The organism is Caulobacter sp. P1_D6 (assembly GCF_056406095.1).
This window is the reverse complement of the sequence record NZ_JBFUAW010000005.1, coordinates 125,059-149,849: the sequence shown is the minus strand read 5'-3', so window position 1 is coordinate 149,849 and position 24,791 is coordinate 125,059. Positions and strand designations below refer to the sequence as shown.

At 68.7% G+C, this 24,791-nt stretch carries 29 protein-coding genes; 15 read left to right on the top strand and 14 right to left on the bottom strand.

The window, feature by feature from the left end; genetic code table 11:
• Positions 1-10: 10 nt before the first annotated feature.
• The 7 genes from rodA to AC1DYP_RS03410 all read right to left on the bottom strand — a co-directional run bounded on the left by rodA (position 11) and on the right by AC1DYP_RS03410 (position 7,954).
• Entirely contained in the window at positions 11-1,168 is a 1,158-nt protein-coding gene (gene rodA, locus AC1DYP_RS03440; RefSeq protein WP_477045146.1) for a rod shape-determining protein RodA, read from the bottom strand.
• A complete protein-coding gene (gene mrdA / locus AC1DYP_RS03435) occupies positions 1,165-3,213 on the bottom strand; it encodes a penicillin-binding protein 2 (RefSeq protein ID WP_477045145.1) in 2,049 nt (682 codons plus the stop codon). Before mrdA ends, rodA begins: the two co-directional genes overlap by 4 nt.
• A 4-nt stretch (positions 3,214-3,217) precedes the next feature.
• Entirely contained in the window at positions 3,218-3,727 is a 510-nt protein-coding gene (locus tag AC1DYP_RS03430) for a hypothetical protein (RefSeq protein WP_477033604.1), read from the bottom strand.
• Between the two features lies 1 nt (position 3,728).
• A complete protein-coding gene (gene mreC, locus AC1DYP_RS03425; RefSeq protein ID WP_477045144.1) occupies positions 3,729-4,817 on the bottom strand; it encodes a rod shape-determining protein MreC in 1,089 nt (362 codons plus the stop codon).
• A gap of 48 nt (positions 4,818-4,865) precedes the next feature.
• Complete coding sequence (locus AC1DYP_RS03420; RefSeq protein ID WP_004623009.1) at positions 4,866-5,909, bottom strand: rod shape-determining protein; 1,044 nt, start codon at positions 5,907-5,909, stop codon at positions 4,866-4,868.
• A 373-nt stretch (positions 5,910-6,282) separates the two neighbouring features.
• Positions 6,283-7,179: an EamA family transporter gene (locus AC1DYP_RS03415; RefSeq protein WP_477045143.1), complete on the bottom strand. Its 897-nt coding sequence runs from the start codon at positions 7,177-7,179 to the stop codon at positions 6,283-6,285.
• Positions 7,180-7,330: 151 nt separating this feature from the next.
• A complete protein-coding gene (locus AC1DYP_RS03410) occupies positions 7,331-7,954 on the bottom strand; it encodes an FkbM family methyltransferase (RefSeq protein WP_477045142.1) in 624 nt (207 codons plus the stop codon).
• Between the two features lie 424 nt (positions 7,955-8,378).
• On the opposite strand from AC1DYP_RS03410, the gene AC1DYP_RS03405 reads away from it, so the two are divergent.
• Positions 8,379-8,852, top strand: coding sequence for a hypothetical protein (locus AC1DYP_RS03405; RefSeq protein ID WP_477045141.1), 474 nt, complete (start codon positions 8,379-8,381; stop codon positions 8,850-8,852).
• Here AC1DYP_RS03405 and AC1DYP_RS03400 read toward each other — a convergent pair.
• On the bottom strand, positions 8,849-10,426 hold the full coding sequence (locus AC1DYP_RS03400; RefSeq protein WP_477045140.1) for a 2-isopropylmalate synthase: 1,578 nt from the start codon (positions 10,424-10,426) through the stop codon (positions 8,849-8,851). The genes AC1DYP_RS03405 and AC1DYP_RS03400 overlap by 4 nt on opposite strands.
• Positions 10,427-10,769: 343 nt before the next feature.
• Positions 10,770-11,480 (bottom strand): TVP38/TMEM64 family protein, encoded by a 711-nt coding sequence (locus tag AC1DYP_RS03395; RefSeq protein ID WP_477045139.1) that lies wholly within the window; start codon positions 11,478-11,480, stop codon positions 10,770-10,772.
• 244 nt (positions 11,481-11,724) lie between these two features.
• Here AC1DYP_RS03395 and AC1DYP_RS03390 point away from each other — a divergent pair, with 244 nt between their 5' ends.
• From AC1DYP_RS03390 to AC1DYP_RS03380, 3 genes are all read left to right on the top strand, one after another.
• Positions 11,725-12,390, top strand: a complete 666-nt coding sequence (locus AC1DYP_RS03390) for an AAA family ATPase (RefSeq protein ID WP_477033611.1) — start codon at positions 11,725-11,727, stop codon at positions 12,388-12,390.
• A 193-nt stretch (positions 12,391-12,583) separates the two neighbouring features.
• On the top strand, positions 12,584-13,240 hold the full coding sequence (locus AC1DYP_RS03385) for an AAA family ATPase (protein WP_477045138.1): 657 nt from the start codon (positions 12,584-12,586) through the stop codon (positions 13,238-13,240).
• Positions 13,241-13,301: 61 nt separating this feature from the next.
• Positions 13,302-13,841 (top strand): NADPH-dependent FMN reductase, encoded by a 540-nt coding sequence (locus AC1DYP_RS03380; RefSeq protein WP_477033613.1) that lies wholly within the window; start codon positions 13,302-13,304, stop codon positions 13,839-13,841.
• Here AC1DYP_RS03380 and AC1DYP_RS03375 read toward each other — a convergent pair.
• The gene (locus AC1DYP_RS03375) at positions 13,838-14,245 is read right to left on the bottom strand and encodes a hypothetical protein (RefSeq protein ID WP_477045137.1); all 408 of its coding nucleotides are present in this window, start codon (positions 14,243-14,245) and stop codon (positions 13,838-13,840) included. The two genes, AC1DYP_RS03380 and AC1DYP_RS03375, sit on opposite strands and share 4 nt — an antisense overlap.
• A 45-nt stretch (positions 14,246-14,290) precedes the next feature.
• Entirely contained in the window at positions 14,291-14,878 is a 588-nt protein-coding gene (locus tag AC1DYP_RS03370) for a hypothetical protein (protein ID WP_477045136.1), read from the bottom strand.
• 259 nt (positions 14,879-15,137) lie between these two features.
• Between AC1DYP_RS03370 and AC1DYP_RS03365 the strand changes: the two genes are divergently transcribed.
• The 8 genes from AC1DYP_RS03365 (at position 15,138) to AC1DYP_RS03330 (ending at position 21,247) form a co-directional block, all read left to right on the top strand.
• Entirely contained in the window at positions 15,138-16,340 is a 1,203-nt protein-coding gene (locus AC1DYP_RS03365) for a pyridoxal phosphate-dependent aminotransferase (RefSeq protein WP_477045135.1), read from the top strand.
• Between the two features lie 117 nt (positions 16,341-16,457).
• Positions 16,458-16,598, top strand: coding sequence for a hypothetical protein (locus tag AC1DYP_RS03360; RefSeq protein ID WP_477033617.1), 141 nt, complete (start codon positions 16,458-16,460; stop codon positions 16,596-16,598).
• Positions 16,599-16,608: 10 nt separating this feature from the next.
• Complete coding sequence (locus tag AC1DYP_RS03355) at positions 16,609-16,869, top strand: hypothetical protein (RefSeq protein WP_477033618.1); 261 nt, start codon at positions 16,609-16,611, stop codon at positions 16,867-16,869.
• A gap of 74 nt (positions 16,870-16,943) precedes the next feature.
• Positions 16,944-17,129 carry a hypothetical protein gene (locus AC1DYP_RS03350; protein WP_477045134.1) on the top strand — a complete coding sequence of 62 codons (186 nt, stop codon included), beginning with the start codon at positions 16,944-16,946 and terminating at the stop codon, positions 17,127-17,129.
• 78 nt (positions 17,130-17,207) lie between these two features.
• Complete coding sequence (locus AC1DYP_RS03345; RefSeq protein ID WP_477045133.1) at positions 17,208-18,281, top strand: sensor histidine kinase; 1,074 nt, start codon at positions 17,208-17,210, stop codon at positions 18,279-18,281.
• A gap of 96 nt (positions 18,282-18,377) precedes the next feature.
• Positions 18,378-18,956 (top strand): CAP domain-containing protein, encoded by a 579-nt coding sequence (locus tag AC1DYP_RS03340; RefSeq protein WP_477045132.1) that lies wholly within the window; start codon positions 18,378-18,380, stop codon positions 18,954-18,956.
• Between the two features lie 169 nt (positions 18,957-19,125).
• Positions 19,126-19,716: a hypothetical protein gene (locus tag AC1DYP_RS03335; RefSeq protein ID WP_477045131.1), complete on the top strand. Its 591-nt coding sequence runs from the start codon at positions 19,126-19,128 to the stop codon at positions 19,714-19,716.
• Between the two features lie 10 nt (positions 19,717-19,726).
• Positions 19,727-21,247 carry a PepSY-associated TM helix domain-containing protein gene (locus tag AC1DYP_RS03330; protein WP_477045130.1) on the top strand — a complete coding sequence of 507 codons (1,521 nt, stop codon included), beginning with the start codon at positions 19,727-19,729 and terminating at the stop codon, positions 21,245-21,247.
• Here AC1DYP_RS03330 and AC1DYP_RS03325 read toward each other — a convergent pair.
• Positions 21,244-21,885 (bottom strand): glutathione S-transferase family protein, encoded by a 642-nt coding sequence (locus AC1DYP_RS03325; protein WP_477045129.1) that lies wholly within the window; start codon positions 21,883-21,885, stop codon positions 21,244-21,246. The genes AC1DYP_RS03330 and AC1DYP_RS03325 overlap by 4 nt on opposite strands.
• 108 nt (positions 21,886-21,993) lie before the next feature.
• Positions 21,994-22,230 (bottom strand): DUF2171 domain-containing protein, encoded by a 237-nt coding sequence (locus AC1DYP_RS03320; RefSeq protein WP_035081512.1) that lies wholly within the window; start codon positions 22,228-22,230, stop codon positions 21,994-21,996.
• Positions 22,231-22,417: 187 nt separating this feature from the next.
• Between AC1DYP_RS03320 and AC1DYP_RS03315 the strand changes: the two genes are divergently transcribed.
• Positions 22,418-23,422, top strand: coding sequence for a DUF6807 family protein (locus AC1DYP_RS03315; RefSeq protein WP_477045128.1), 1,005 nt, complete (start codon positions 22,418-22,420; stop codon positions 23,420-23,422).
• Positions 23,423-23,425: 3 nt separating this feature from the next.
• Complete coding sequence (locus AC1DYP_RS03310) at positions 23,426-23,602, top strand: DUF4169 family protein (protein WP_477033626.1); 177 nt, start codon at positions 23,426-23,428, stop codon at positions 23,600-23,602.
• Positions 23,603-23,615: 13 nt separating this feature from the next.
• On the opposite strand, the gene AC1DYP_RS03305 is transcribed toward AC1DYP_RS03310, so the two are convergent.
• Positions 23,616-23,777, bottom strand: coding sequence for a hypothetical protein (locus AC1DYP_RS03305; protein WP_477045127.1), 162 nt, complete (start codon positions 23,775-23,777; stop codon positions 23,616-23,618).
• Between the two features lie 95 nt (positions 23,778-23,872).
• Between AC1DYP_RS03305 and AC1DYP_RS03300 the strand changes: the two genes are divergently transcribed.
• Positions 23,873-24,790, top strand: coding sequence for a LysR substrate-binding domain-containing protein (locus tag AC1DYP_RS03300; RefSeq protein ID WP_477045126.1), 918 nt, complete (start codon positions 23,873-23,875; stop codon positions 24,788-24,790).
• The last annotated feature ends 1 nt before the right edge of the window (position 24,791 follow it).

The following is a 24,791-nucleotide window of genomic DNA, read 5'->3' as shown; positions in this document are numbered from 1 at the left end:
CCACTAGCCCCTACATCAGCGAACCCTTGCCGCTGGTGACTTCCGTATAGCGGTGCACCCTCACCGCCTGCACCAGCCCGAACCCGATCATGACCGTCAGCATGACGGTGCCGCCGTACGACAGCATCGGCATGGGCACGCCCACCACCGGAGCCATGCCCATGACCATCGCGCCGTTGATCAGCACGTAGAGGGCGAAGGTGGCGGTGACCCCAGCCGCCGACAGGCGTCCGAAGTGGCTGTGGCTGATCGAGGCGATGCGCAGGGCCATGAAGATCGCCACGCCGTACAGGAACAGCACGCTGAAGCAGCCGATGAAGCCGAACTCCTCGGCCAGGGTGGCGAAGATGAAGTCGGTCTGCTTCTCGGGCAGGAAGTTCAGCTGGCTCTGCGACCCCAGGCCGAAGCCCTTGCCCATCAGCCCGCCCGAGCCCAGGGCGATCTTCGACTGCATGATGTGGTAGCCGTTGCCCGACGGGTCCTTCTCCGGGTCCATGAAGGTCAGGATCCGGTTGCGTTGGTAGTCGTGCAGCACGAAGAAGATGAACGGCGGCAGGGCGGCCAGGCCGGCCACGATCCCGCCGATGATCAGCCGCAGCGACAGGCCGGCCAGCACCATGATCGACAGGCCCGGCAGGGCGATCAGCACGGCGGTGCCCAGGTCGGGCTGGTGGGCGACCAGCAAGGTCGGCGCGCCGATCAGGGCCAGCGGGATCAGCAGCTTCCAGGACAGCCGGGCGCTGTCGGCCGACAGGCCGTGATAGTAGCGGGCCAGGGCCAGGACGACGCCGATCTTCATGATCTCGGACGGCTGGAAGCGCAGTGGCCCGATGGCCAGCCAGCGCTGGGCCCCCAGCGACACGTCGCCGACCGCCTCCACCGCCACCAGCAGCAGCAGGGCCACGCCATAGACGGGATAGGCCATGGTGAACCAGACCCGCAGGTCGATCATCGCCAGGGCGATCATCATCACGAAATAGATGCCGAAGCGCAGCAGGTGCTTGTCGGCCCACGGCTCCCACGAGGCGCCGGCGATCGAGAACAGCATCAGGGCCCCGGTGCCGGCGATCAGGCACAGGACCAGACACAAGGTCCAGTCGATCTCCATGAACTTGATGATCGGCCGGTCGCGTTCGCCAGGCCGGCTGAGGCCGCCGCTGAGGGTCATCGGGGAGCTCCAGGAGCGGGAGACGCGGGAACAATGGGAGTCGTGGCGGCGGGAGCCGGGGGCGGCGCGCCCACGGTCGGATCTTCGGGCGCGGCGCCCTCGACCGAACCATCAGGCGTGGTCTCGACCGGTTCTTCGGGCAAAGGCATGGGCCGTTCGATGCGGGCGCGGACCTCGGGGTCCTTCAGCAGCGCCACGCGCATCACCTCGCGGGCCCGCGGGGCGCCGGCGGTGGCGCCGCCCAGGCCCCCGTGCTCGATGATGACCGCCACGGCGTAGCGCGGATCGTCATAGGGCGCGAAAGCCACGAACAGGTTGTGGTCCTTCAGCCGCCAGGCGACGCTGGTGCTCTTGCGGTTGGCGACATTGTCGTAGCTGCGCACCTGGGCCGTGCCGGTCTTGCCGGCCATCTTGACGTCGCCCAGGCCCAGCTGGCTCTGGCGGTAGGCGGTGCCGCGCACGTCGTTGGCCACCGCCTCCATGCCGCCGCGCACATAGGTCAGGTGCTCTTGGCTGAACGGCAGGTCGGGCACGGCGGCGCCGCTGGGCTGCTCGACGCCGCCGACCGACTTGATCAGGCGCGGATTGAGCGCCTTCTTGCCGTTGGCCAGGCGGGCGGTCATCACCGCCAGCTGCAGGGCGTTGACGCTCAGGGCCCCCTGCCCGATCCCGTAGCTGGGGGTCTCGCCCGGAAACCAGATCTGGTTGGCGGGATTCTTCTTGAAGGCCCGCTTCTTCCACGCCCGGTCCGGCACCAGGCCCTTCTTCTGGCCGGGAATGCCGATGTCGAAGGTCTCGCCGAAGCCCATCGCCCGGGCCGCGGCGGCGATCGCGTCGGGACCGATCTTCAGCGATGTCTGGTAGAAGTAGATGTCGCAGGAATTCTTGATGGCCTCGTGCAGGTTCTGCGAGCCGTGGCCGCCCTTCTCCCAGCACCGCCAGGTCCGCCCGCCGTAATACCAGCTGCCGCCGCAGTTCACGCGGACCTCGGGATCGATCCCGGCGGTCAGGGCGGCCAGGCCGACGGTGGGCTTGAAGGTCGAACCGGGCGGGAAGTTGCCGCTCAGCGCCTTGTCCAGCAGCGGCTTGCGCTCGTACTCGGCCAGCGCCTTGTACTCCGGGCCCGACAGGCCCTTCACGAAGCGGTTGGCGTCGAAGCTGGGGGCCGAGACCATGGCCAGCAGGTCGCCGTTGCGGATGTCCATCACGACGATGGCGCCGCTTTCGTCGCCCATCACTTCCAGGGCGCGGTTCTGGATGTCGGCGTCCAGCGTCAGACGCACTTCCTTGCCCGGGGTCGGCGGGATGTCGCCCTCGGGGTCCAGGCGCACGGTGCGGCCCTGGGCGTCGACCTCGGCCTTGGTGGCGCCGGGACGGCCGCGCAGCTCGCGGTCCAGGGCCTTTTCCACACCCTGCTTGCCGATCCGGAAGCCGGGATGGTGCAGCAGGTCCTGGTCGGGCTCGTCCTTGGCCTTCTCCAGGTCGCGGTCGGAAACCTTGGCGACGTAGCCGATCACATGGGCGAACGCCCCGCCGAACGGATAGACCCGCACCTCGCCCATGTCCGCCGTGACGCCCGGCAGCTCGGGCGCGCGGATGTTGACCCGTGAGAACTCCTCCCAGGTCATGTCCTCCATCACCGCCACCGGCGCCTTGCGGGGCGCGCGGGCGATGTCCTTGATCAGACGGGCGCGGCGCGTGCCGTCGATCGGCACCAGCAGGGCCAAGTCGTCCAGGGCGGCCTCGACGTCGAAGTCCTTGGATTCCTTGGTGATCATCAGCCGAAAGTTCGGCCGATTGGAGGCCAGGGCCACGCCGTTGCGGTCCAGGATCAGGCCACGCGGCGGCGGCGTCAGGCGGTAGTTGAACTGGTTGCCGGCCGAAAGCTTCTGGTAGCGCCGGGCCTCGACCAGTTGCAGCTGGGCCAGGCGTCCGCCCAGGGCCAGCAGGCCGCCGCCGGCCAGACCGCCCATCAGGAACGCGCGGCGGTGGAACACCCCCTGCCGCTCGTTGACCTCGAAGAAGAAGATTGACGGTTCGCTCATGGCGTCACCGGAACCGAACGTCCGCGTCCTCGAACCGGTCGATCAGCCGGTGGGCGAACGGGAACAACAGGGCCGTGACCAGGAACTGCCAGAAGACGGCCAGCAGGCTGGGCATGGCGAGGCTGTCCAGCATGCTGAACAGGAAGCCGGCGGCCATGGCCACGGCGCTGACCCCGGCGAACCAGGCCCACATCATCGGCCGGCTCTGGCCGGTCATCATGTTGCGGCCGGCCAAGGCGGTGGCGTAGGCGACCAGCAGCGACAGGCCCCACAGGCCGGTCGGCCCGCCCCAGAACATGTCCAGGAACAGGCCCAGCAGCAGCAGGGCGAACGGCGCCAGGATCGACGGCCGGATCAGGGCCCAGGCGAAGGCCGGGACCATGGCGAACACCGGCTCGGGCAGCTGCAGGCCGTAGATGCGGATCGGCGCGGCGAAGGCGATAGTCGCCAGCACGCAGAACAGCGCGGGTACGCCCAGCCAGCGGCCGGGATGCAGAGGCCGCGCGCCGCCCATCCTAGATCCCCCCGCCGGTCGGCTGACCGGCCGTCGGCGCGGAAGTCGCGGGCCTGGGCGGAGTCGGAGCCGCGGGCTTGGGAGCCGGCGTCGTGGGCGGCGGCTTGGCGGCGGCCGGCGGTGGCGTGGCGCCCGTCTGGGCCGGCGGCTTGGGCGCGGTGGCGGCGGGACCCAGGATCGAGACGTCGGGGTCCTCGGTCGTCACCGGCGGCAGGCTGCGGGTCAGCAGGGCCTTCTGGTCGGCCAGCTGCGAGAAGTCCTTGAACAGCAGGATGCGGACATAGTCGATGGCGCTGTCGTCGGCGAACAGCACCACGCGCCAGCGACCGTCCAGGCCCTTGACCGCCGCGCCCACCGGCAGGCCGCGCGGCACCACGCCGCCGTCGCCCGAGGTGACAACCCGGTCGCCCTCCTTGATCGGATCGACGCCGCGCAGGTATTCCAGCTTCGGATTGGGGCCGCCGTCGCCGGTCAGGATGGCGCGGGCGTTGGTGCGATCGATCATCACCGGCGTGCGCGAGGCGATGTCGGTCAGCAGCAGCACCCGGCTGGCCCCGTGGGCCACGCCGACCACCCGGCCGACCAGGCCGCGCTCGTTCATGACCGGATTGCCGACCACCACGCCCTTTTCCGCGCCGGCGTCGGCCAGGCGGGTGTTGGCGAAGGGGCCGCGGGTGTCGCTGACGACGCGGGCGGCGACCATCGGGATCGGGGGATCGGTGCGCAGGCCCAGCAGCGTGCGGTAGCTCTGGTTCTTATCCACCTCGGCCAGGTACTGGTCGCGATAGCCGCGCATCTCCTTCAGCTCGGCCTTCAGCCGGCGGTTCTCGGACGCGGTGAAGAAATAGCTGCTGATGAAGTCGACGCCCAGGCCGGTCCACCGCCCCGGGGCGGCGATCACGCCGCTGACCGGCTTGGACACCGTGTCGACCGTCTGGCGGGTGACGCCGTAGGCCTGCTGCTGAAGGGTCTCGCGACGATCGGCCAGCAGGAACGCCACCGCGATCACGATCGCGACGATCAACGCCACGGCCGCGGTCCAGGTAAGCGGCACTTTCAGGTCGCCGAGCGGACCTTCGCGAAAGGGCACGTACTAGTTCTCCCGACGCCCCCCGCGGCGTCCGACTTAGATTGGCGCCTAGGCGAGAGTCGATTCAAGGACGCCCTTCATCCACTTGGGATGCTCGAGCACCTTGCCGCAGCCCAGGGCCACGCATGACAGCGGATCGTCGGCCACGGTGACCGGCAGGCCGGTGTGATCGCGGATCTCGGCGTCCAGGCCGCGCAGCAGCGCGCCGCCGCCGGTCAGCATGATGCCCTTGTCGGCGATGTCCGACGCCAGTTCCGGCGGGGTGGCTTCCAGGGCCACCTTCACGGCTTCGACGATCTGCCCGACCGGTTCGGCCAGGGCGTCGGCGGCCTGCTTTTCGCTGATGCGGACTTCGCGCGGCACGCCCTGCATCAGGTCGCGGCCCTTGACGTCGATCGACAGGCCTTCGCCGTCGGCCGGCGCGCGGGCGGTGCCGATTTCCTTCTTGATGCGCTCGGCGGTGGTTTCGCCGATCAGCAGATTATGGTGGCGACGCATGTAGCTAATGATCGCCTCGTCCATCTTGTCGCCGCCGACGCGGACCGAGCGCGAATAGACGATGCCCGACAGCGACAGCACGGCCACCTCGGTGGTGCCGCCGCCGATGTCGACGACCATCGAACCGGTCGGCTCGTGGATCGGCAGGCCGGCGCCGATCGCGGCGGCCATCGGCTCGTCGATCAGGCCCACGCGGCGGGCCGAGGCGTTCAGGCAGCTGTCGTTGATGGCGCGGCGTTCCACGGCGGTGGCGCCCGACGGCACGCAGACGATGACCTTGGGGTTCACGAAGCCCTTGCGGTTGTGAACCTTGCGGATGAAGTACTTGATCATCTCTTCGGCGACTTCGAAGTCGGCGATGACCCCGTCTCGCATCGGGCGGATGGCTTCCATGTGGCCCGGCGTGCGGCCCAGCATCTGCTTGGCTTCGATCCCCACCGCGTGGACGATCTTGCGGCCGCCGACATTGCGCAGCGCGACCACCGACGGCTCGTTCAAGACGATGCCCTTGCCCTTCATGTAGATGAGGGTGTTGGCGGTGCCCAGGTCGATGGCGATGTCGTTGGAGATGACGCCGAAAAGGGAAGAAAACATTGAAAGCCCTGACTGAGGGGATAAGGGGCGAAGGCGATTGGGTCTTCAGAAAGAGAAGATGGCGGGTATGCGAAACGGAGCCATTTGCGCCGCCGAAGCGGCGAAGGCGAAGGGTAAAGATGGCTCCTACTTCAATTCCAAAGGAGGACAACATGATTCCCGCGAAATGCGGGGTTATGTCCCATTAGACGAGCGCCTGCCGCACGACGGGAGCGCTGGCCCCTGCCGCGCCGTCGTCTGACTGCCACAAAGCTGCCGACGAAGCCCGTTTGCCCTGCGAAAGCGTTGATTTCAAGGTCTATTACAGACCCCGGATCACCTGTTTTCGCAGAACGGCGGCGCGGGGGGTTTCATCTTAGAAACATGGCGTTTTCTAGCCGAGCGCCGCCATGGCGACTCCGGCCGCCGCGATCAGGCCGAAGATCACTTGCACGGGGGTCAAGCGTTCCGCGAACAGACGGCGTCCGACCAGGGCGGCGATCGGCGCCTCGACCACTCCCACCGCCCTCACCTGCCCGGCCGGAGCCAGGGCCAGGGCGATGAACCAGCCGGCCGAGGCCGCCGCCCCCCAGAACCCAGCCCCCAGCGACGGCCGCCAGGCCCGCGCCACGGCGACCAGGGCGGCGCGATTGGTGATCGCCAGGAACAGGCCCAGGGCCAGGGTCTGGGCGATCTGGACGGTCATCAGCGTGACCACCGCGGCGAAGATCGGGTGGTTGGGCTCCAGCGCGTGGCCCGCTTGCCGGAAAGCGTTGAGGCAGAAGCCGAACGCCAGGCCCGACAGCAGGGCGTAGACCGCGCCGCTGACCGGCTGCTGGCCCGACGCTCCCGTGCGCGGCCAGGTGACCACCAGCAGCGCCACGCTGGTCACGGCCACGCCCGCCCACCCGACCGAGCTCAGCCGCTCGCCATAGACCAGCAGGCCCAGCAGGGCGGCCAGGGGGATCGAGCTCTGCTGGACCGCCGTGGCCACCGCGAAGCCCGCGCGGCGCATGGCCACCAGGAGAGCGGCCGTGGCGGCGATCTGGCTGGCCCCACCCAGCAAGGCCGCCGCCCAGAAGGCCGGCGTCGCGTGCGGCTGCTCGCCCCGCGTCAGGGCCAAGGCGACGCCGACGAACACCGCGGTGAACGGCAGGCCGAACAGGAACCGCACCAAGGTCGCGCCCCACGGACCGGTCCCGCCGCCGTTGCCGTCCATGATCGAGCGCTGGGCGGCGTTGCGGGCGACCTGGGCGAACGAGGCGGCGATGGTGATGGGAATCCAGATCATGACTGTACTCGTAGCGACGAACAGGCCCGCGCCCAATCCAGGGTCGCTCGCCAGGTCGGTATGGGGATTGGGGACGCGCCGTCGGAACGTCGACGCACGCCGGCGGCGCGGCGGCTCGTTCAGCGCGAGGATGAGCGGTGTGCGCGGGCGCCTAGTCTCGTTCGAAGGCGAAGGCCCGACCAAGCGACTGATCGACCCTCAGCACGAAGCCTTGCTTGAAGAACGACTCGATGATCCGCGTGATGGCCGCATCGCCGACGATGTGCGGATGCATCTCGCCGCAGACCACCCGAACGGAGGCCGGCAGCGGGTCGGCGAAGATCTCCACCTCCCCGCCCTCGATGTCGAACACCACGACCGACGGCTTGATGTCCCGAAGGAGCCGGTCGAAGGCGAGGGTCTCGACGACCGTGGCCTGCGCGCCCAGACCGCGATCCAGCGTCGACGAAGAATGGAAATTGTTGGCGAAGAAGAACTCGGCGGAGCCGTCCCTGGCGCCGACGGCGCCCTGGAGCACCTTGAGCTTGAGGCCGTTCTGCGCGGCGACGGCTTCTATCGACGGCAGCAGGCGCGGGTTGGCTTCGACTGTCGTCAATTGCTCGGGCGAGTTCAGTCGCTTGGCGATGAACGTCGAAACGACGCCCAGGCCGGCGCCGAGTTCGAGAACCACGTCCTCCGGCTTGATCAGCTTCGCCAGCGCCTGCAGCTCATGCCCCTCGTACGCGCCGCGATACATCGAGCGCCGCACGGACTCGAATTCGGGCGTCGCGGCCAACGGGATGGTCAGGCCCCGGTATTCGAAGACCTTCGGGTGTCGGATCCGAGCCGACGTGTAGTGAACCAGATTGGCGAAGAGTGTTCTGATCACAGCCGATCTCCTCGTTCAAGATTTGATAACATCGGAATGTGACGCGGGGAAGTTGTCTTACAGTCAAGCTTCGTCGATTGCGCGTAGCTTGACCGTAGTTCGACGCCGTGGGTTCGAGACCCAGCCGTCGAAGAACTTCCGCGGAGCGTCGTGAGATCCGCCACCTCCAGGCCGTTGATGGACGGAATCTTCCGTCCTCCCGGATAGCGGAACGCTTATGCGGCCCTTATGCGGCGAACCCGTTTCCGAATGGAGGCTTTAGGCCCGTCTGCCGCATAACCTGGCGGTCGGCTCGTCCGGTGACGGGTTCGACAAGTCAGAGGTTTCGACCATGTCGTCCCATCCATTCCGTCAGGCCGCGCAGTTCCTGCTCGGCGTTCCGACCGACGGGATCCAACACACGCTCGGGCGCATGCTCGCCCTCGCCGAAGCCACCCCGCTGTGTTTCGTGGCGGTGACCGGACCCGAGGCGGGCGAGGCGATGAGCGTGCTGTGGCGCAAGGGTTACGACCGGGTGGAAGCCGCCCGCCGGGCCACCTGCCGCGCGGCCGACGAGCAGAGCGACGTGCTGCTGATCGTGGGCTGTTCGACGGTGACCGACGCGCGCGCCGCCGCGGCCTCGACCATGACCATGCTCCGCCCGGGCGGGGCGCTGGTCATCGACGCCGGCGCGTTCCTGGATCAGGAACCGCGCCGGGTGCTGTGCGAGGATCTGCGGGCGATGGGCCTGGAGGTCGAACCCCAGGCCTGCCTGTCGGCGGAGCTGCTGGCGACGCGGCCGTTCAGCAAACGGTCAGCGGCCTAGAAGCCGCTGGCGATCGCCGTGTCCGGCCGGCTCTTTTCCTTGCGCGCCATGAGGTTGTTCAGGGCGTTCACATAGGCCTTGGCCGAGGCGGTCAGGGTGTCGGTGTCGGCGGCCTGGCCGGTGGCGATGCGGCCGTCCTCTTCGAGGCGGACCGAGACCTGGGCCTGGGCGTCGGTGCCTTCGGTCACCGCGTGCACCTGGAACAGGCGCAGGGCGGCGTTGTGCGGCACGATCTGCTGGATGGCGTTGAACACGGCGTCCACCGGACCGTCGCCCGAGGCTTCCGAGGTCTTCACTTCGCCGTCGACTTCCAGCGTCAGCTCGGCCGACTGGCCGTCGGTGCCGGCCACCACGCGCAGGCGCTGGACGCGGATGCGTTCCGAGCCGCGCGCCAGGGCGTCGTCGACCAGGGCGATGATGTCGTCGTCGTAGACGTGCTTCTTGCGGTCGGCCAGGTCCTTGAAGCGGCCGAAGGCCTCCTTCAGGGCGTTCTGGCCCAGCTCGTAGCCCAGGTCCTTCAGCTTGGCGCGGAAGGCGTGGCTGCCCGAGTGCTTGCCCATGACCAGGCTGGACGGCGCCTGGCCGACCGATTCCGGGGTCATGATCTCGTAGGTCTCGCGGTTCTTCAGCATCCCGTCCTGGTGGATGCCGCTTTCATGCGCGAAGGCGTTCTTGCCGACGATGGCCTTGTTGTACTGCACCGGGAAACCGGTGATGGCCGAGACGTAGCGGCTGGCGCGGGTGATGTGGGTGGTGTCGATCTTGGTCTCGAAGGGCAGCTTGTCGCCGCGCACCTTCAGGGCCATCACGATCTCTTCCAGCGCCGCGTTGCCGGCGCGCTCGCCCAGGCCGTTGATCGCGCACTCGATCTGGCGCGCTCCGCCCTGCACGCCGGCCAGGCTGTTGGCCACGGCCAGGCCCAAGTCGTTGTGGCAGTGGGTCGAGAAGATCACCTTGTCGGCGCCGTCGACGTTCTTGGTCATCCAATCAAACAGGTCGGCGTACTCGGACGGATAGGTGTAGCCCACCGTGTCGGGCAGGTTGATCGTCGTGGCCCCGGCCTTGATGGCGGTCTCGATGGCGCGGCGCAGGAACTGGCGGTCGCTGCGGGTGGCGTCTTCGGCCGACCATTCGATGTCGTCGCGCAGGTTGCGGGCGTGGGTCACCGAACGGGCGATCACGTCGATCACCGCGTCGGGCTCCATCTGCAGCTTGTGCTTCATGTGCAGGTCGCTGGTGGCGATCACCACGTGGATGCGGCCGCGCTGCGTGCCCTTCAGGGCTTCGGCGCAACGGTCGATGTCGACCTGGTGGGCGCGGCACAGGCCGGCGATGGTGCTGTTCTTGACGATCTTGGCGATCTCGCGGACCGCCTCGAAGTCGCCGTTCGAGGCGATCGGGAAGCCGGCCTCGATGACGTCGACCCCCATCTCCTCGAGGATCTTGGCCAGTTCCAGCTTCTCGTCATGCGACATCGAGGCGCCGGGCGATTGCTCGCCGTCGCGCATGGTGGTGTCGAAAATGACGACGTTGTCGCGCTTGTCGAAAGCGGCGGGAGATACGGGGGCGGTCATGGAGCTACTCGTCGGAAAGTGTCTGCGTGGGGGCGGCGGCGGGTTCAGTCATCCCCTGCGCGCCCGGCCACGACGAAGCGCGGCCCCTAGAGCGCCCAGGGGGTGGTAAGCCGAAGCAGAAGCAGTTGGCGCGCGACGTTCATGGTTGCTTTCTACACAGCAGCCCAAAAACCGGCAAGCATTTTGCTTTAATCGAGCAATTCGCCGCACACAGAGCAATTTTCGACCTCGGCGTGCGGAAAACGAGGTCGACCGTGTCGCGAGATCATGGGCTTGGCGCGTCAAACGCCCCGGAGACGACGCCGATCGGGCGTGAAACCGCCCTCTCCCAGCCCGCCTTCTCCTAGTCCGCGGCGGCTTCGCGCTTCTTGAGCCAGGCGCGGGCGACCAGGCCGGCGACGATCCAGACCGCCACCGCGACGACCAGCATGACGATGTGCCGTTGGCCGCCGCCCTTCAGCGCCTGGACGATGGAATTGCCGGCGAAGGCGGTCAGGGCGATCTTCGGGATGATGCCGATGGCGGTGCCGGCCGCGAAGTCGCGCAGCTTCATCGGCGTGACGCCCGCCGCCATGTTGACGACGATGAACGGCGCGGAGGGCACCAGCCGGACGATCAGGCTGGCCAGGAAGCCGTTCTTGCCGATCAGCTTCATGAACTTGGCCACGCCGTCGCCGGCCAGGTCCTGCAACAGCCGGCCGCCGAACGTCCGCCCCAGCCAGAACCCCACCAGGGACGACACCAGGGTGCCGATCCAGCTGTAGGCGAAGCCGGTCCAGGGGCCGAAGGCGACCACCGCCGCGGCGATCAGCACGAACTGCGGCACGCCGATGAAGGCCAGGGCCGCGAAGGCGCCGACCGCGACCGGCAGGGCCCAGGGCCCGTGCGCCGCGCTGAGCCACTGCTCGACCGTGACCTCGCCGTTCAGGCCCAGCAGCTGGGCCCCGAACAGGAAGACCACCCCCACCCCGCCGAACAGCACGAACGACACCGCGACCGTGCGCCAGGCCCGGGCGTCCATGTTGGTGAAGAAGTCGATGAGGCGACGAAGCATCCGTCTGCCTCGCCCATGCCCCAAGCGCGGTCAAGGGGGCGCGGTGAGCACGGCGCGAATGCAAATCGCGCGTCGGCCGCTCATTTTGTCGTCACGCTTCCCGTGGCGCGGGCCGCGCCATGGTTAAGTTTCTCCCAACGCGACATTCCCGTTGCGAAGCTGTCGTAAGGCGCGGCTAAGTTATCCACAGGACCCTGCCCTGGCGGAAAGCGCTTTGGACGGGGCGCGTTAGGGAGCGTCGGACGTGAAGACCCTGGCTTTGATCTCCCGCAAGGGCGGGGCCGGCAAGACGACCCTGGCGATCAACCTGACCCTCACCGCCCATCTGGCGGGATGGAAGACCCTGCTGGCCGACATCGACCCGCAGCGCTCGGCCTCGGACGCCTTGCGGGCGCGCGGCGAGCCCGGTCCCAGCCTGGCCGAGATCAACGCCGGCAAGCTGTTCCAGACCCGCTCGCAGGCCGTGCACGACGCCTATGACGTGATGCTGATCGACACGCCCGCCGCGCCGGACGCCGACGTGGCCGTGGCGGTCAATTCCGCCGACCTGTGCGTGCTGGTCTGCCGCCCGACCTTCCTGGACATCGCCTCGGTGGCGCGTTCGGCCGAGATGGTCCGGCGACTGGGCAAGGCGGGGCTGATCGTCCTGAACCAGGCGCCGTCCAAGCGCGGCGGGCTGGAGCCGGCCAGCGTGCAGCAGGCCATCGAGGCGCTGCGCTTCTGCGGCCTGCCCATCGCCCCCGTCGGCCTGCGCTCGCGCGCCATCTACCAGCAGTCCATCGCCCGGGGCCGATCGGTCGGCGAATGGGACGCCGAAGCGCCGGCCGCCCAGGAGATCGAGCGCCTGTGGAGCCATGTCGCCGCCCTGCTGGCCCTGGACGGCCAAGGACGCGACGCCCGCGCCGTCTGAGCAATCCACCGGACCGCGTTTCCCTGGCGGGCCAACGGGTTGCGACGAATTTTCGCTCAGGCGTCAAATAATCCACAGGTTGAAGTTCTGTTCATACCTTCGCCATAACAGTTACGCACCTTGGGGAACCTTGCGGCCGGGGAAACCGGTCGGACGGTTTGGGCAAAGAGTGCAAGTCGTGAAGACAATTACTGTGCTTTCCCGAAAGGGCGGATCGGGCAAGACGACCCTCGCCGTGAACCTGGCGCTGATGGCGTTCCTGCAGGGCCACAAGGTGTTGCTGGCCGACATGGACCCCCAGCGGTCCGCATGGGACGCCCTGCGATCGCGCAGCGAACCTGGCCCCGCCCTCGCCGACATCACCGCCGGCAAGCTTTTCCTGACCAAATCCAATGCGATGCGGGAAGGCTTCGACTACCTTTTCATCGACACCCCCGCCGCGCCCGAGGCCGACGTCGCCCAAGCGGTGAACATCGCCGACTTCTGCCTGGTGGCGGGCCGGCCCTCGTTCCTGGACCTGGCCCCCATCGTGCGCTCGGCCGAAGCGGTCCGGCGCCTGGGCAAGAGCGGCCTGGTGGTGCTGAACCAGGCCCACACCAACAAGCCGGAAGTCGCCCCGGTGGCCTTCCCCGAGATCATGGAAGCCCTGCGGTTCTGCGGCCTGCCGCTGGCCCCGCACGGCCTGCGCTCGCGCGAAGCCTTCCAGAAGGCGATGGCCCAAGGCCGCTGCGTCGCCGAACACGAGCCGGGCAGCCCGGCCGCCCGCGACCTGGAACGCCTGTGGGCGCATGTCGAGGCGCAATTGGGCGGGGTGAGCGAAACGCCCATGAAGGCCGTCCTCACCGCCTGATCCGGCTTTCGCCGAGGGGCGACGCTCTCTAGGTTCGCCGCATCATGGCGGAGCCTTTTGCATGAAACTTCTCGGCGTCTCCGGCAGCCTGCGGGCCGCCTCGTTCAACACCGCCCTGCTGCGCGCCGCCCAGGAGTGCGCGCCCGACGGCGTGACGATCGAGATCTTTCGCCTGCACGACCTGCCGCTGTTCAACCAGGACGTCGAGGACCAGGGCGACCCGGCGCCGGTCAAGGCCTGGAAGGACGCCGTGCGCGACGCCGACGCCCTGCTGCTGGCCTGTCCCGAATACAACGGCGGGGTCACCGGCGTGTTGAAGAACGCCATCGACTGGGCCTCGCGCGGCTCGCCCTCGGCCCTGTCGGGCAAGACCGCCTGCATCGTCGGCGCCTCGCCGGGCGTCACCGGCACGGTCCGCGCCCAGGACGGCCTGCGCCAGTCGCTGCGCAAGGTCTCGGCCGAATACTGGCCGCTCAGCGAGATGCTGGTCGGCCAGGCCCACACCAAGATCGAGAACGGCCAGGTGATCGACGAGAAGACCCTGGCCTATCTGGGAAAGCACCTGACGGCGTTCATCCAGCACATGCGCGAGGCCGCCTAGGACCGATTGGCGGCCTTGAACAGGACGATGACGATCGCCACCAAGACGACCCCGGCCGCGGCGAGCCCGCAGGCAATCAGACGGTATGTCGGGTAATCGGGGATCTCGGCCTGGTTCTGGGACATGAAGAGAAAGCCCGCGATCCCGACCGTGACCAGCATCATGGCGAACTGAAGCGCCCAGGCGAACGGGCCGCTGCGGATCGCCGGCTGGGTCTTGGCCGCTTCAAGGTTCGGCGCGGCGACATGCTTTGAAAAGTAGCGGACCGCGATTGTCGTCGCCACGCCGGCGACGATAATCGCGACGATCGCCAGCCATGGATTGCGGATGGCGTGCGCGTAGACGCCCGCCGCCAGACAAGCCGCCAGGCCGAGGATCGCGAACAGATGTCTAAGCCGCTGCATGATCCTGTTTTCGCATGAACGGCGCGACTGTCGAGCTTCCCGACCCTACTTCATCGTCGCCGGGTCGTAGTTGGCGCCGAAATCCAGCACGAACAACGGACCCAGCACCACGGTCTGCTTGGCGCCCCCCAGGTGCAGGGCCACGCCCGCCCCGCCCTTGTCGGCGTCCATGCTGGCGCGGCCGCTGACGGTGTAGATCTGCCAGTCGCCGCTGGTCACGGCGACCTTGCCCTCGACGATGCCGCCCCAGGGCTCGGCCGCCTGCTGGACGCGCACCGAGGTGATGTTGGCCGTCGCCGGCCCGCCGTCGACCGGCTCGGCCTTGGCCCAGAAGGCGATGGTGATGACGTCGCCCTTGGTGATCTTGCCGCCCACCGCCTGGCCGGCGCTGCTGTCCCAGGGCTTGTCCGGCGTCGGCCCGGTGACCTGCACGCGGACGCCGCCCCCGCCGATCACGCCCTTGTCCTTGACCGGCGCGTTGGTCTGGCCCGGCCCGTAGACGTTCCAGGCCGTGGACGGCTTGTTGATGGCGTATTTCATGATGCCTTGGGCCGCCGGTTCGGCGGCGTGGATCGTAAGCGGCGCGGCGAGGCCAAGCGCGGCCACGGCGGCCAGGATCGCGATCTTCGTCATGTTTCCCCCTTCAAGAGACGTCGTTGCGTCAATCGTCCGCCGTCGGCGGCCGGTATGGTCGTTTCCTCCTGGACCGCCCGCCATGCGGCGCGGCCTCTCGTGCTTATGATGATAGCGGTACCGCGCGCTGCGAATTGGCGCAAGAACCGCGCGCCAAGCGGCCTTTGTTGCGTTGCACCGCGGCAAGCGCGGGCGTAAAGACCGCCGCAATCCTGAAACGGACTTCCGAGTCCACGTCCTCCCAGGGGAGCCCTGAACCATGTCGCTCGAGTCCGCCGCCCTGCGGCGCATCGCCCCGTCCGCCACCATCGCCATCAGCGCCAAGGCCCGCGCCCTGAAAGCGACCGGCCGGGACGTGATCGCCCTTTCCGCCGGCGAACCGGACTTCGACACCCCCGACAACATCAAGGACGCCGCGATCGCCGCGATCAAGGCGGGCAAGACCAAGTACACCGACCCCGACGGCATGCCCGAGCTAAAGGCCGCGATCTGCGCCAAGTTCAAGCGCGAGAACGGCCTGGAGTACAAGCCGAGCCAGGTGCACGTCGCCCCGGGCGGCAAGCCGGTGATCTACAACGCCCTGGTCGCCACCCTGAACCCGGGCGACGAAGTCATCATCCCCGCCCCGTACTGGGTGTCGTATCCCGACATGACCCTGCTGGCCGGCGGCACGCCCGTGTCGGTCGAGACCACCGCCGAGAGCGGCTTCAAGATCACGCCGCAAGCCCTGGAAGCGGCGATCACGCCCAAGTCCAAGTGGCTGATCATCAACAGCCCGTCCAACCCGTCGGGCGGCGCCTATACGCGCGCCGAGCTGCAGGCCATCGCCGACGTCCTGCTGCGCCACCCGCAGGTCTGGGTGCTGACCGACGACATGTACGAGCACCTGGTGTTCGACGACTTCGAATTCACCACCATCGCCCAGGTCGAGCCCAGGCTCTATGACCGTACGCTGACGATGAACGGCGTCTCCAAGGGCTATTCGATGACCGGCTGGCGGATCGGCTACGCGGCCGGTCCCGAGGCGCTGATCAAGGCCATGGGCAAGATGATCAGCCAGACGACGTCCAACCCCTGCTCGATCTCGCAGTGGGCGGCGCTGGAGGCCCTGAACGGTCCGCAGGACTTCATCAAGCCGAACGCCAAGCTGTTCCAGGAACGCCGCGACCTGGTCGTGTCGATGCTGAACCAGGCCAGCGGCCTGCACTGCCCGACCCCGGAAGGCGCGTTCTACGTCTATCCGTCGTGCGCCGGCCTGATCGGCAAGACCGCGCCCAGCGGCAAGGTCATCGAGACCGACGAGGACTTCGCCGTCGAACTGCTGGAGACCGAGGGCGTGGCCGTGGTGCACGGCGCGGCGTTCGGCCTGTCGCCGTTCTTCCGCATCAGCTACGCCACCGCCAACGACGTTCTGGAGGACGCCTGCGCGCGCATCCAGCGCTTCTGCGGCAACGTGAAGTAGCCTTTCTTCTCCACTTTGGCCGTCATTCTCGCCCTTTCGGTGAGGATGACGGCTGTAAGTCGGCGCCGAACCGCGCTAGGGCTCCTTTTTGCCGCCTCCCGCGGCCAGGAGATCGTCATGGCGCGCACCCCGAACTACTCCTTCGAACGCCAGGAACGCGAGCGTCTCAAGGCGAAGAAGGCCGAACAGAAGGCCGCTGAGAAAGCCGCCGCCAAGGCCGCCGAAAATCCGACCAAGCCCCCGACCGACGATCAGTGAAAGACGGCGCATGCCCAGCTCGACGAACTACAACCATGAAACCGTCTCGCTGGACGGCGAACATTTCTCCGACTGCGAGTTCCGAGACTGCCGCCTGACCTTCGCCGGCGGCCAGGCTCCGGTGTTCCAGAACTGCAAGATCGTCGACTGCGAGTGGAAGTTCGAAGGCGCCGCCGAGCAGACCCTGGCCCACTTGAAGGCCGTGTGGAACGCCGGCGGCAAGGCCCCGGTCCAGGCGATGATCAAGGAAATCACCGGCGGCGGCCGCTAGGGTCCTTCGGAGCCTTGTGCGCCGCGCGGGGTTAGTACCCCTGCGGCAATGCACTGGATCGAAGGGATCGGCACATGCTCAGCGCCAAGAGCTGCCTGGCGCGGGCTCACGAAATGGAACGATGGGCCGGGTCGTGCGGCGCGACGGGTCTGAAGGCGGACATGCTGTCGATGGCCGAGACCTGGCGCTATCTGGCGCAACAGGCGCTGTGGCAAGACTCGTTCGCGGCTCAAACCGTTCAGGACTCCGGCCAGGATTGAGCCTAGGGTGAAGCTATCGGCGCCCATCCGTCGCCGTCCGCGAGCGTCCCTGCGCCTAGGATCGGATTCCCATTTCGCATGAAGCGTCCGATCCCCGGGATTGAAGACGCACAGACGCTGGCCCAGGCCATCGTGGACACCATCCACGAGCCGCTGCTGGTGCTCGACTCCGCGTTTTCCGTACTGGCGGCCAGCCGGTCCTTCTACGAAATCTTCCAGGTCGATCCCGAACAGACGATGGGCTGCCTGCTCTACGCCCTAGGCGACGGCCAGTGGGACATCCCCGCCCTGCGCGTGCTGCTGGAGACCATCATTCCCGAGCAGGTGGTCATGAACGGCTTCGAGGTCCGTCATGATTTTCCGGGCTTGGGCCCTCGGGTCATGCTGCTGAACGCCCGCAAGGTGATCTATGAGACCAGCACCAACTCGACGATCCTGCTGGCCTTCACCGACATCACGGCGCGAAGGGCGATCGAGCGCGAGAAGGAAAGCCTGCTGGACCGCACGCGCGACCTGCTGGGCCAGAAACAGGTGCTGCTGCAGGAAATGCAGCACCGCGTCGCCAACAGCCTGCAGATCATCGCCAGCATCCTGCTGCTCAAGGCCCGGGCCGTCACCTCCGAGGAGACCCGCTTCCATCTGAAGGACGCCCATCAGCGGGTGATCTCGGTGGCCGAGGTGCAGTCGCACCTGCACGCCTCGGGCGGCGTCGACCAGATCGAGGTCGGCCCCTATCTGACCAAGCTGTGCGCCAGCCTGGCCGCCTCGATGATCGGCGACAGCCAGCCGATCACCCTGAAGGTCGTCGCCGATCACGGCACGATCGGTTCGGACAAGGCCGTCAGCATCGGCCTGATCGTCACCGAGCTGCTGATCAACGCCGTCAAGTACGCCTTCCCGGCCTTGAAGAAGGACGCCCGGGTCACCGTCACCTTCGCCAGTGACGACGACGCCTGGACCCTGACGGTCGCCGACAACGGCGTCGGCAAGGCCGCCAACGCCGCGTCGGACAAGCACGGCGGCCTGGGCACGGTGATCGTCGACGCTCTGGTCAAGCAGCTCAACGGCCACATGACGGTGGTCAACACCGACGGCATGACGGTGACGATCCGGCATGAACATGTCGTGGTCCTGACGCCCGCCGCGGCCTGAACGCGGCAGGTCGGACCGCGACATTCCGCGCGACTGCACACATCACCGGAGCATGCTAGGTCAGGCCTGGGGCGTCTGATTCACGGGAGCGCGCGCATGCGCATTTCCGGCCGCAAGGCCTTGGTTCCGGCGGTCGCCGGACTGCTGTTGCTCGCCCTGGCGCCCGCCGCCCACGCCGCGCGCCTCGACGAAGCCGTCCTCGACGAGTTGAACTTCGCGCGCGCCCGGCCGGCCGAGTACGCGCGCGAACTGCGCCGCGACCTCCATCGCAGCGACGATCCCGCCGCCGTCGAGGAGGCGATCCGCTTCCTGGAACGCCAGGACTCGCTGCCGCCCCTGGAGTCCGACCGCCGCATCGCCGCCGCCGCCCGCCAGTACGCCCAGGTCCAGGGCGCGCGCGGCGACGTCGGTCACGGCGCGGCCGGGGGCCTCGGCCAACGGCTGCGCGGCCAGGGCGTCTGGGCCGGCCTTTCCGCCGAGAACATCTCGTACGGCTTCGACGACGCCCGCGACGTCGTCCGTCAACTGATCATCGACAGCGGCGTTCCCGGCCGGGGCCACCGCCGCAACATCTTCGCCGCCGGCTACCAGCTGGCCGGCGTGGCCTGCGGCCCGCATCGCGCCTACGGCTCGATGTGCGTGATCGACTTCGCGGGCGCCCTGCCCCCGCGCTAGGCGGCCCGACGCCGAGGCGCCGGCTCCGGCAACGCCCCCTCATATCGCGCTTGATTATGAGAGTGACTTGCAGTTGCGTCACGCGCGGCCTAATCAACGCCTCTGTCCCCGCTTGCCCGTCGAGACCGATCGTGAACACCGCCATGCCGCCGAAGTCCGGGTCGCTCGCGTGACCGCGACCGTCGAGACCCCGCTGGCCCTGGCCGCGACCGTGATGGTCGCCGTCGGCGTCTGGCTGCTGTGGCTGGCCTGGAAGCGCAATCCCAAGCCGCGCGGCGGGCTGATCGCGGGCGGCTGGGCCCTGCTGGTCGCCGCCGCCGTCCTGCTGGCCCCCTGGGCCGGCGGCGATCGGGGCGTGGCGATCTCGACCCTGCTGGTCGCGCTGGCCGCCACCGTGTTCATCGTCGTCAGCGGACGCTGGACCGCGCCGCACGGCAAGAAGGCCAAGCCGATCCGCGCCACCGCGGGCGGGGCCGATCCCGCCACCGGCCCGGCCACGACCTGGCCGCGCACGCTCGCGGCCGTGCTGCTGGCCCTGCCGATCTCGACCGCCGCCAGCGTCGCCGCCGGCGTCGCCATGGTCGTCTGGACGCCGGGCTCCCAGGCCGACAAGCTGGTCACCGCCGCCTTCGGCGCGCCGCTGATCCTGGCCGGAGCCATGGTCTGGACCTGCGCCGACCGCAAGCTGCTGCGCACCACGATCGGCCTGGTCGCCCTCACCGCCGTCTGCGCCCTCGCCGTCGTCCTGCGGCCCCGATAGGAGCCCCGCCATGGACGCCGCCACGCCTCCTGAAGCCGCCAACGCCGCCGCCAAAAACAGGAATGGGGCCGAACCGGCCAACCGCCCTTCGATCTGGCCCAAGGTCCCGCCGACCTTCGTGCGCACCGTGTTGTCGGGCCACTCGGGCCTGGGCCTGGTCGCCGCCGCCCTGATCTACATCGTCTGCCTGTCGGGCACGGTCGCGGTGTTCCTCAACGAACTGAAGCTGTGGGAAGAGCCGGCCGCGCCGACCTTGACCCACGCCAGCCCGCAAGCCGTCCAGGCCTTCGCCGAAGCGATCACCAAGGCCCACCCCAAGGCCGGCGTCGTCTATATGGGCCTGCCGACCGCCGACATGCCGCGCCTCTACGCCTTCGTCGGCGAGCAGGTGTTCGTCGCCGACGCCCAAGGCCGGATAGCCGGCGAGGCCAGCTCGCCCTGGGTGCACTTCCTCGAGCACCTGCACATCTATCTGCACCTGCCCGAGACCCTGGGCCTGATCGTCGTGGGCCTGATCGGCGCGGCCCTGACCGGCCTGATCGTCTCCGGCTTCCTGGCCCATCCGAAGATCTTCCGCGACGCCTTCGCCTTCCGCTGGGCCGGCGCCAAGCGGCTGTCGCAGGCCGACCTGCACAACCGGCTCAGCGTCTGGGGCGCGCCGTTCCACTTCGTGGTCGCCTGGACCGGCGCCTATATCGGCCTGGCCAGCCTGCTGCTGTTCGCGGTGGCCGGGGTGACGACCAAGGGCGACATCGCCAAGGTCACCGCCCCGATCTACGGCACGGTCCCCAAGGCCGACCCGACGCCCGCCCCCTTCCCCGACCTGGTCAAGGCCCTGGCCTGGTTCGACGACAAGCCGGAGTTGCAGCCGACCCTGATCTCCCTGACCGCCCTGGGCACCAAGGGCCAGATGGTCGAGGTCAACGCCCTGATGCCCAAGCGCCTGATCTATGCCGAGCGCTACACCTTCGACGTCCAGGGCCGCATGACCCACAAGCTGGGCCTGTCGGACGACGGCCTGGGCAAGCAGGTCTTCGCCTCGTCCTATCCGCTGCACTTCGGCTCGTTCGGCGGCCTGCCGGTCAAGATCGCCTACGGCCTGCTGGGCGTCGCCCTGTGCGTGGTGACCAGCAGCGGCGTGACCATCTGGCTGACCCGTCGCCGCGATCGCGGACGTCCCGCACCGCGGCTGGAGAAGGCCTGGGCGGCCGTCGTCTGGGGCTCGACCGCGACCCTGGCCCTGTCGGCCGCCCTGTGGCTGGCGCTCAAGGTTCCGCCGGTCTGGGTGTTCTGGGCGCCCCTGGCCGTGCTGGTCGCCGCCGCCGTGGCCGTGAAGGACACGCGGTTCTGGATCGTCAGCCTACGGATCGCCACCAGCGCGGCCCTGGCGGCGGCCGTCGTGGTCCAGACCGTGAAGTTCGGCGGCCTGGCGTTCGGCGGCGTGGCCCTGGGCGTGAACCTGACCCTGCTGGTCCTGGCCGCCCTGATCGCGCCGTGGCGCAAGCCGATGGCGCGGGCGGAAGCGGCCTAGCCGTCGATCCAGTCGGTCAGTCCCTCGCGGGCATGGACCTCGCGCAGCGACGGCATGGCGCGCATGCGGGCCAGGTAGCGGGCGATGTTCGGCCAGGCGGTCGCGGGCTTGGGCATGTTCCGCGACCAGCGCGTCAGCATGGTCGCCAGGAAATCGACGGTCGAGAGCCGCTCGCCCAGCATGTAGGGACCGGCCTGGGCGGCCAGATGGGCGTCGACACGGTCCCAGATCCCTTCCAGCCGGGCCTGCGCCACGGCCGTGGCTGCCTCGGTTCCTGCCTCTCCCGCCGGTTCATGCGGATAGAACCAGGCCCGGAAGGCCGGCATCACGGTGTTGGTCAGATAGACCATCCACTGCAGCCAGGCCGCCCGCTCGGGCGCGCCGACCGCCGGGGCAAGGCCCTTCTCCGCATGGCGTTCGGCCAGCAGCATCAGGATCGCCGCCACCTCGCAGACCGGCGCGCCGTCGACGATCAGGGTCGGCACCACGCCGCTGGGATTGAGCTTGAGGTATTCCGGGGCCTTCTGGGCGCCGGTCGCGGTGTCGGTCAGGACCAGCTCGAACGGGGCGCCGATCTCGATCAGCATCCAGTGCGCCGCCAGGCTGGCCGTGCTGGGGCTGTAATAGAGCTGGTACATGCGCGATCCCTCACCCGTTGGCGGGCGAGGGATCGGCCAGCACGGCGAAGCTGTCAATCACAGAGCGACGAACGCCGACCGGGACGCGGCCCGGTGCTTCTCGCACCCCTAGTGCTTCTCGCGCCAACGCGCCTTGGCGTCGTCCTTGGTCAGGTTCAGGTGCACGCCGTCGTCGTCGACATGGTCGACCCAGGTGACCGGGATCAGGTGGTGCTTGAGGCCGCCGCCCAGGTCCAGCTTGGCCAGCTCGATCTCGCCGCCGACCACGTGATCCACCCGGCCGACGTGACCGCCGTCCGATCCGACCACTTCCAGATGTTCGCGGATTTGCGAGGCGTCGATCATGGTGTTCCTCCTTTGATGCACGTCAGGCAGGGCAAACGGGCGAGGTCGCGGCGCAGTTTCCAACTGGCTTGCCGATAAGGATTGTTCGCGTTATGTTCCTGTCAAGGTTGTAACTTTGAAGCGCCACCCGTTCTGGCTATCACTTGCGCCGGGACACGAACGCGCTGGCTTTTCCCGGGACACGCTGATGATCAGATCGCTCGCCGCCTTGCTCGTGCTGACCAGCGCGACGGCCTGGACAGGAACGGCCGGGGCACAGACGGCGGAAGCCGCGTCCGCGACGGCCGCGCCGACGGCCGCCGAAACCCCGCCGCCAGCGCCCGCCGCGCCCCCACCCGTCACGCCCCTGCCCCGGGTCGACGCGGTGTTCGCGGCCGACGGCGTCACGATCACCGACGCCGGCAAGAGCGTCCTGTTCTACCGCACCGCTCCGGCGGATCCGCGCGAGCCCGGCCGGCTGAATTACGTCCATCCGATCTATGCGCCCGATGGAACGGTGCTGACCGAGGACCGGCCCGTCGACCACCTGCACCAGCGCGGCGCGTTCTGGAGCTGGCACCAGGTGCTGGTCGACGGCAAGAACGTCGCCGACGGCTGGTTCATGAAGGGCCTGACCTTCCATGTCCGCGAGAAACGCTTCAAGGGCGACAGCGCCGGCGGCGGGACCCTGGTGGTCAACGCCGACTGGATCGTCAATTCGACGCCCGAGGTGAACTATGTGGCGCGCGAAACCACCAAGGTCCGGGTCTATCCGCTGAAGGACGGCGCGCGGCGCATCGACTTCGACACGGTGATCACCGCCCGCAGCGACACCCTGGCCCTGGGCGGCAGCGACGACGTGAAAGGCTATGGCGGCTTCTCGGTGCGGCTGATCAAGCCCGACCGCCTGACCTTCGGCTCGGGCGGCAAGACCGTGACCCCGGCGGTCGGTCCGGTCGAGGCCGGCAAGGCCATGGGTTTCGCCTGGACGCCCGGCGGCGGCTCGCCGGCCTGGACCGTCGGCCTGGCGTGCAAGGCCAACGGCGCGCCGATCACCCGCTGGATCCTGCGCAAGGAACTGTCGATGCAGAACTGCGTCTTCCCGGGCCGTGCGCCGTTTATCCTGAAGAAGGGCGAGACGCTGCGCCTGCAGTCGACGTTGATCCTGCGGCCGGCCACGCCCCCGAAGCCGGTCGCGGCCAAGAAGGGCTAGGCCATGGCCGAGATCCTCAACCTGAACCAGGCCCGCAAGGCCAAGGCCAAGACCGACGCCAAGACCAAGGCCGTCGAGAACCGCGCCAAGTTCGGCCGCGCCAAGGCCGACAAGGCCCTGGACGCGGCGCGGGCCGACAAGCTGAAGCGCGACCTGGACGGCGCCAAGAGAGAGGACTGAGGCTGGGCCGCCCCTAGCGCGGCGCGAGGTGACGCCGGGGCGCGGCCTTGGCCGCCTCGGCCGCCTGCTCACGCGCCAGACGGGCCAGCCGGGCGCGATAGGCCGCGATCAACTCCTGGACCGCCAGCACCCAGCCGAACGTGGTTTCCTTATGGGTCTTGACCGCTTCGTCCATCACCGTCACCTCCTGTGCGTTGCGATGACGGGAATTTCGCGCCTCGGACGCCGCGTGACAAACGCGGCTTCCTTGCGTAATCATAAGCACCACTTATGCCAGACATCCTCGCCAGCCTGCCGCTCAGCGCCATCCGGATCTTCGAAGCCGCCGCGCGCCTGAAGAGCTTCACCCGCGCCGCCGACGAGCTGGGCGTAAGCCAGGCCGCCGTCAGCTGGCAGGTGAAGGCCCTGGAACAGCGCCTGGACCAGCCGCTGTTCACCCGCCTGCCCCGCGAGGTGACCCTGACCCCGGCCGGCGAGCGCCTGTCGCGCGCCGCCAGCGAGGCGATGAGCCTCCTGCGTACGGCGGTGTCCGACCTGGTCGACACCGAGGAAGGCGTGCTGTCGATCACCACGGTCCAGAGCATCGGCGGCCATTGGCTGGCGCCGCGCCTGGGCGGCTTCCAGATCGCCCATCCCCGCATCGCCGTGCGGCTGGACGCCTCCAGCCGGGTCGTCGACCTGCAGCGCGAGCCGTTCGACCTGGCCCTGCGCGCCGGTTCCGGCGAGTGGCCCGGGATGGAAGCGCACTTCCTGATCCCCTCGGCCCAGACCGTGCTGTGCACGCCGGACCTGTTGGCCCAGCTCGGCGGCCTGGCGGCGCCGGCCGATCTGCTGGGGGCTCCGCGCATCGGCGCGCCGGAGTTCTGGGCGGCCTGGTTCGAGGCGGCCGGCGTCGACGCCCGCGGAGACCACCCGCCGCCGCGCCTGTCGGCCGACGCCCAGGCGCTGGAAGTGGCCACGGCCCTGGCCGGGCAAGGCGTGGCGCTGGGCTCGCCGATCTTCTTCGCCCAGGAGATCGCCCAGGGCCGGCTGGTCGCGCCGTTCGACATCACCGCCAGCTACGGCGGCGGCTACTGGCTGGCCTATCCGGCCGAACGCCGCCGGGTGCGCAAGATCATCGCCTTCCGCGACTGGATCCTGGCCCAGGCGGCCGCGGACCCGCTGGTCGCGCGCTACCGCCGGTCCTAGT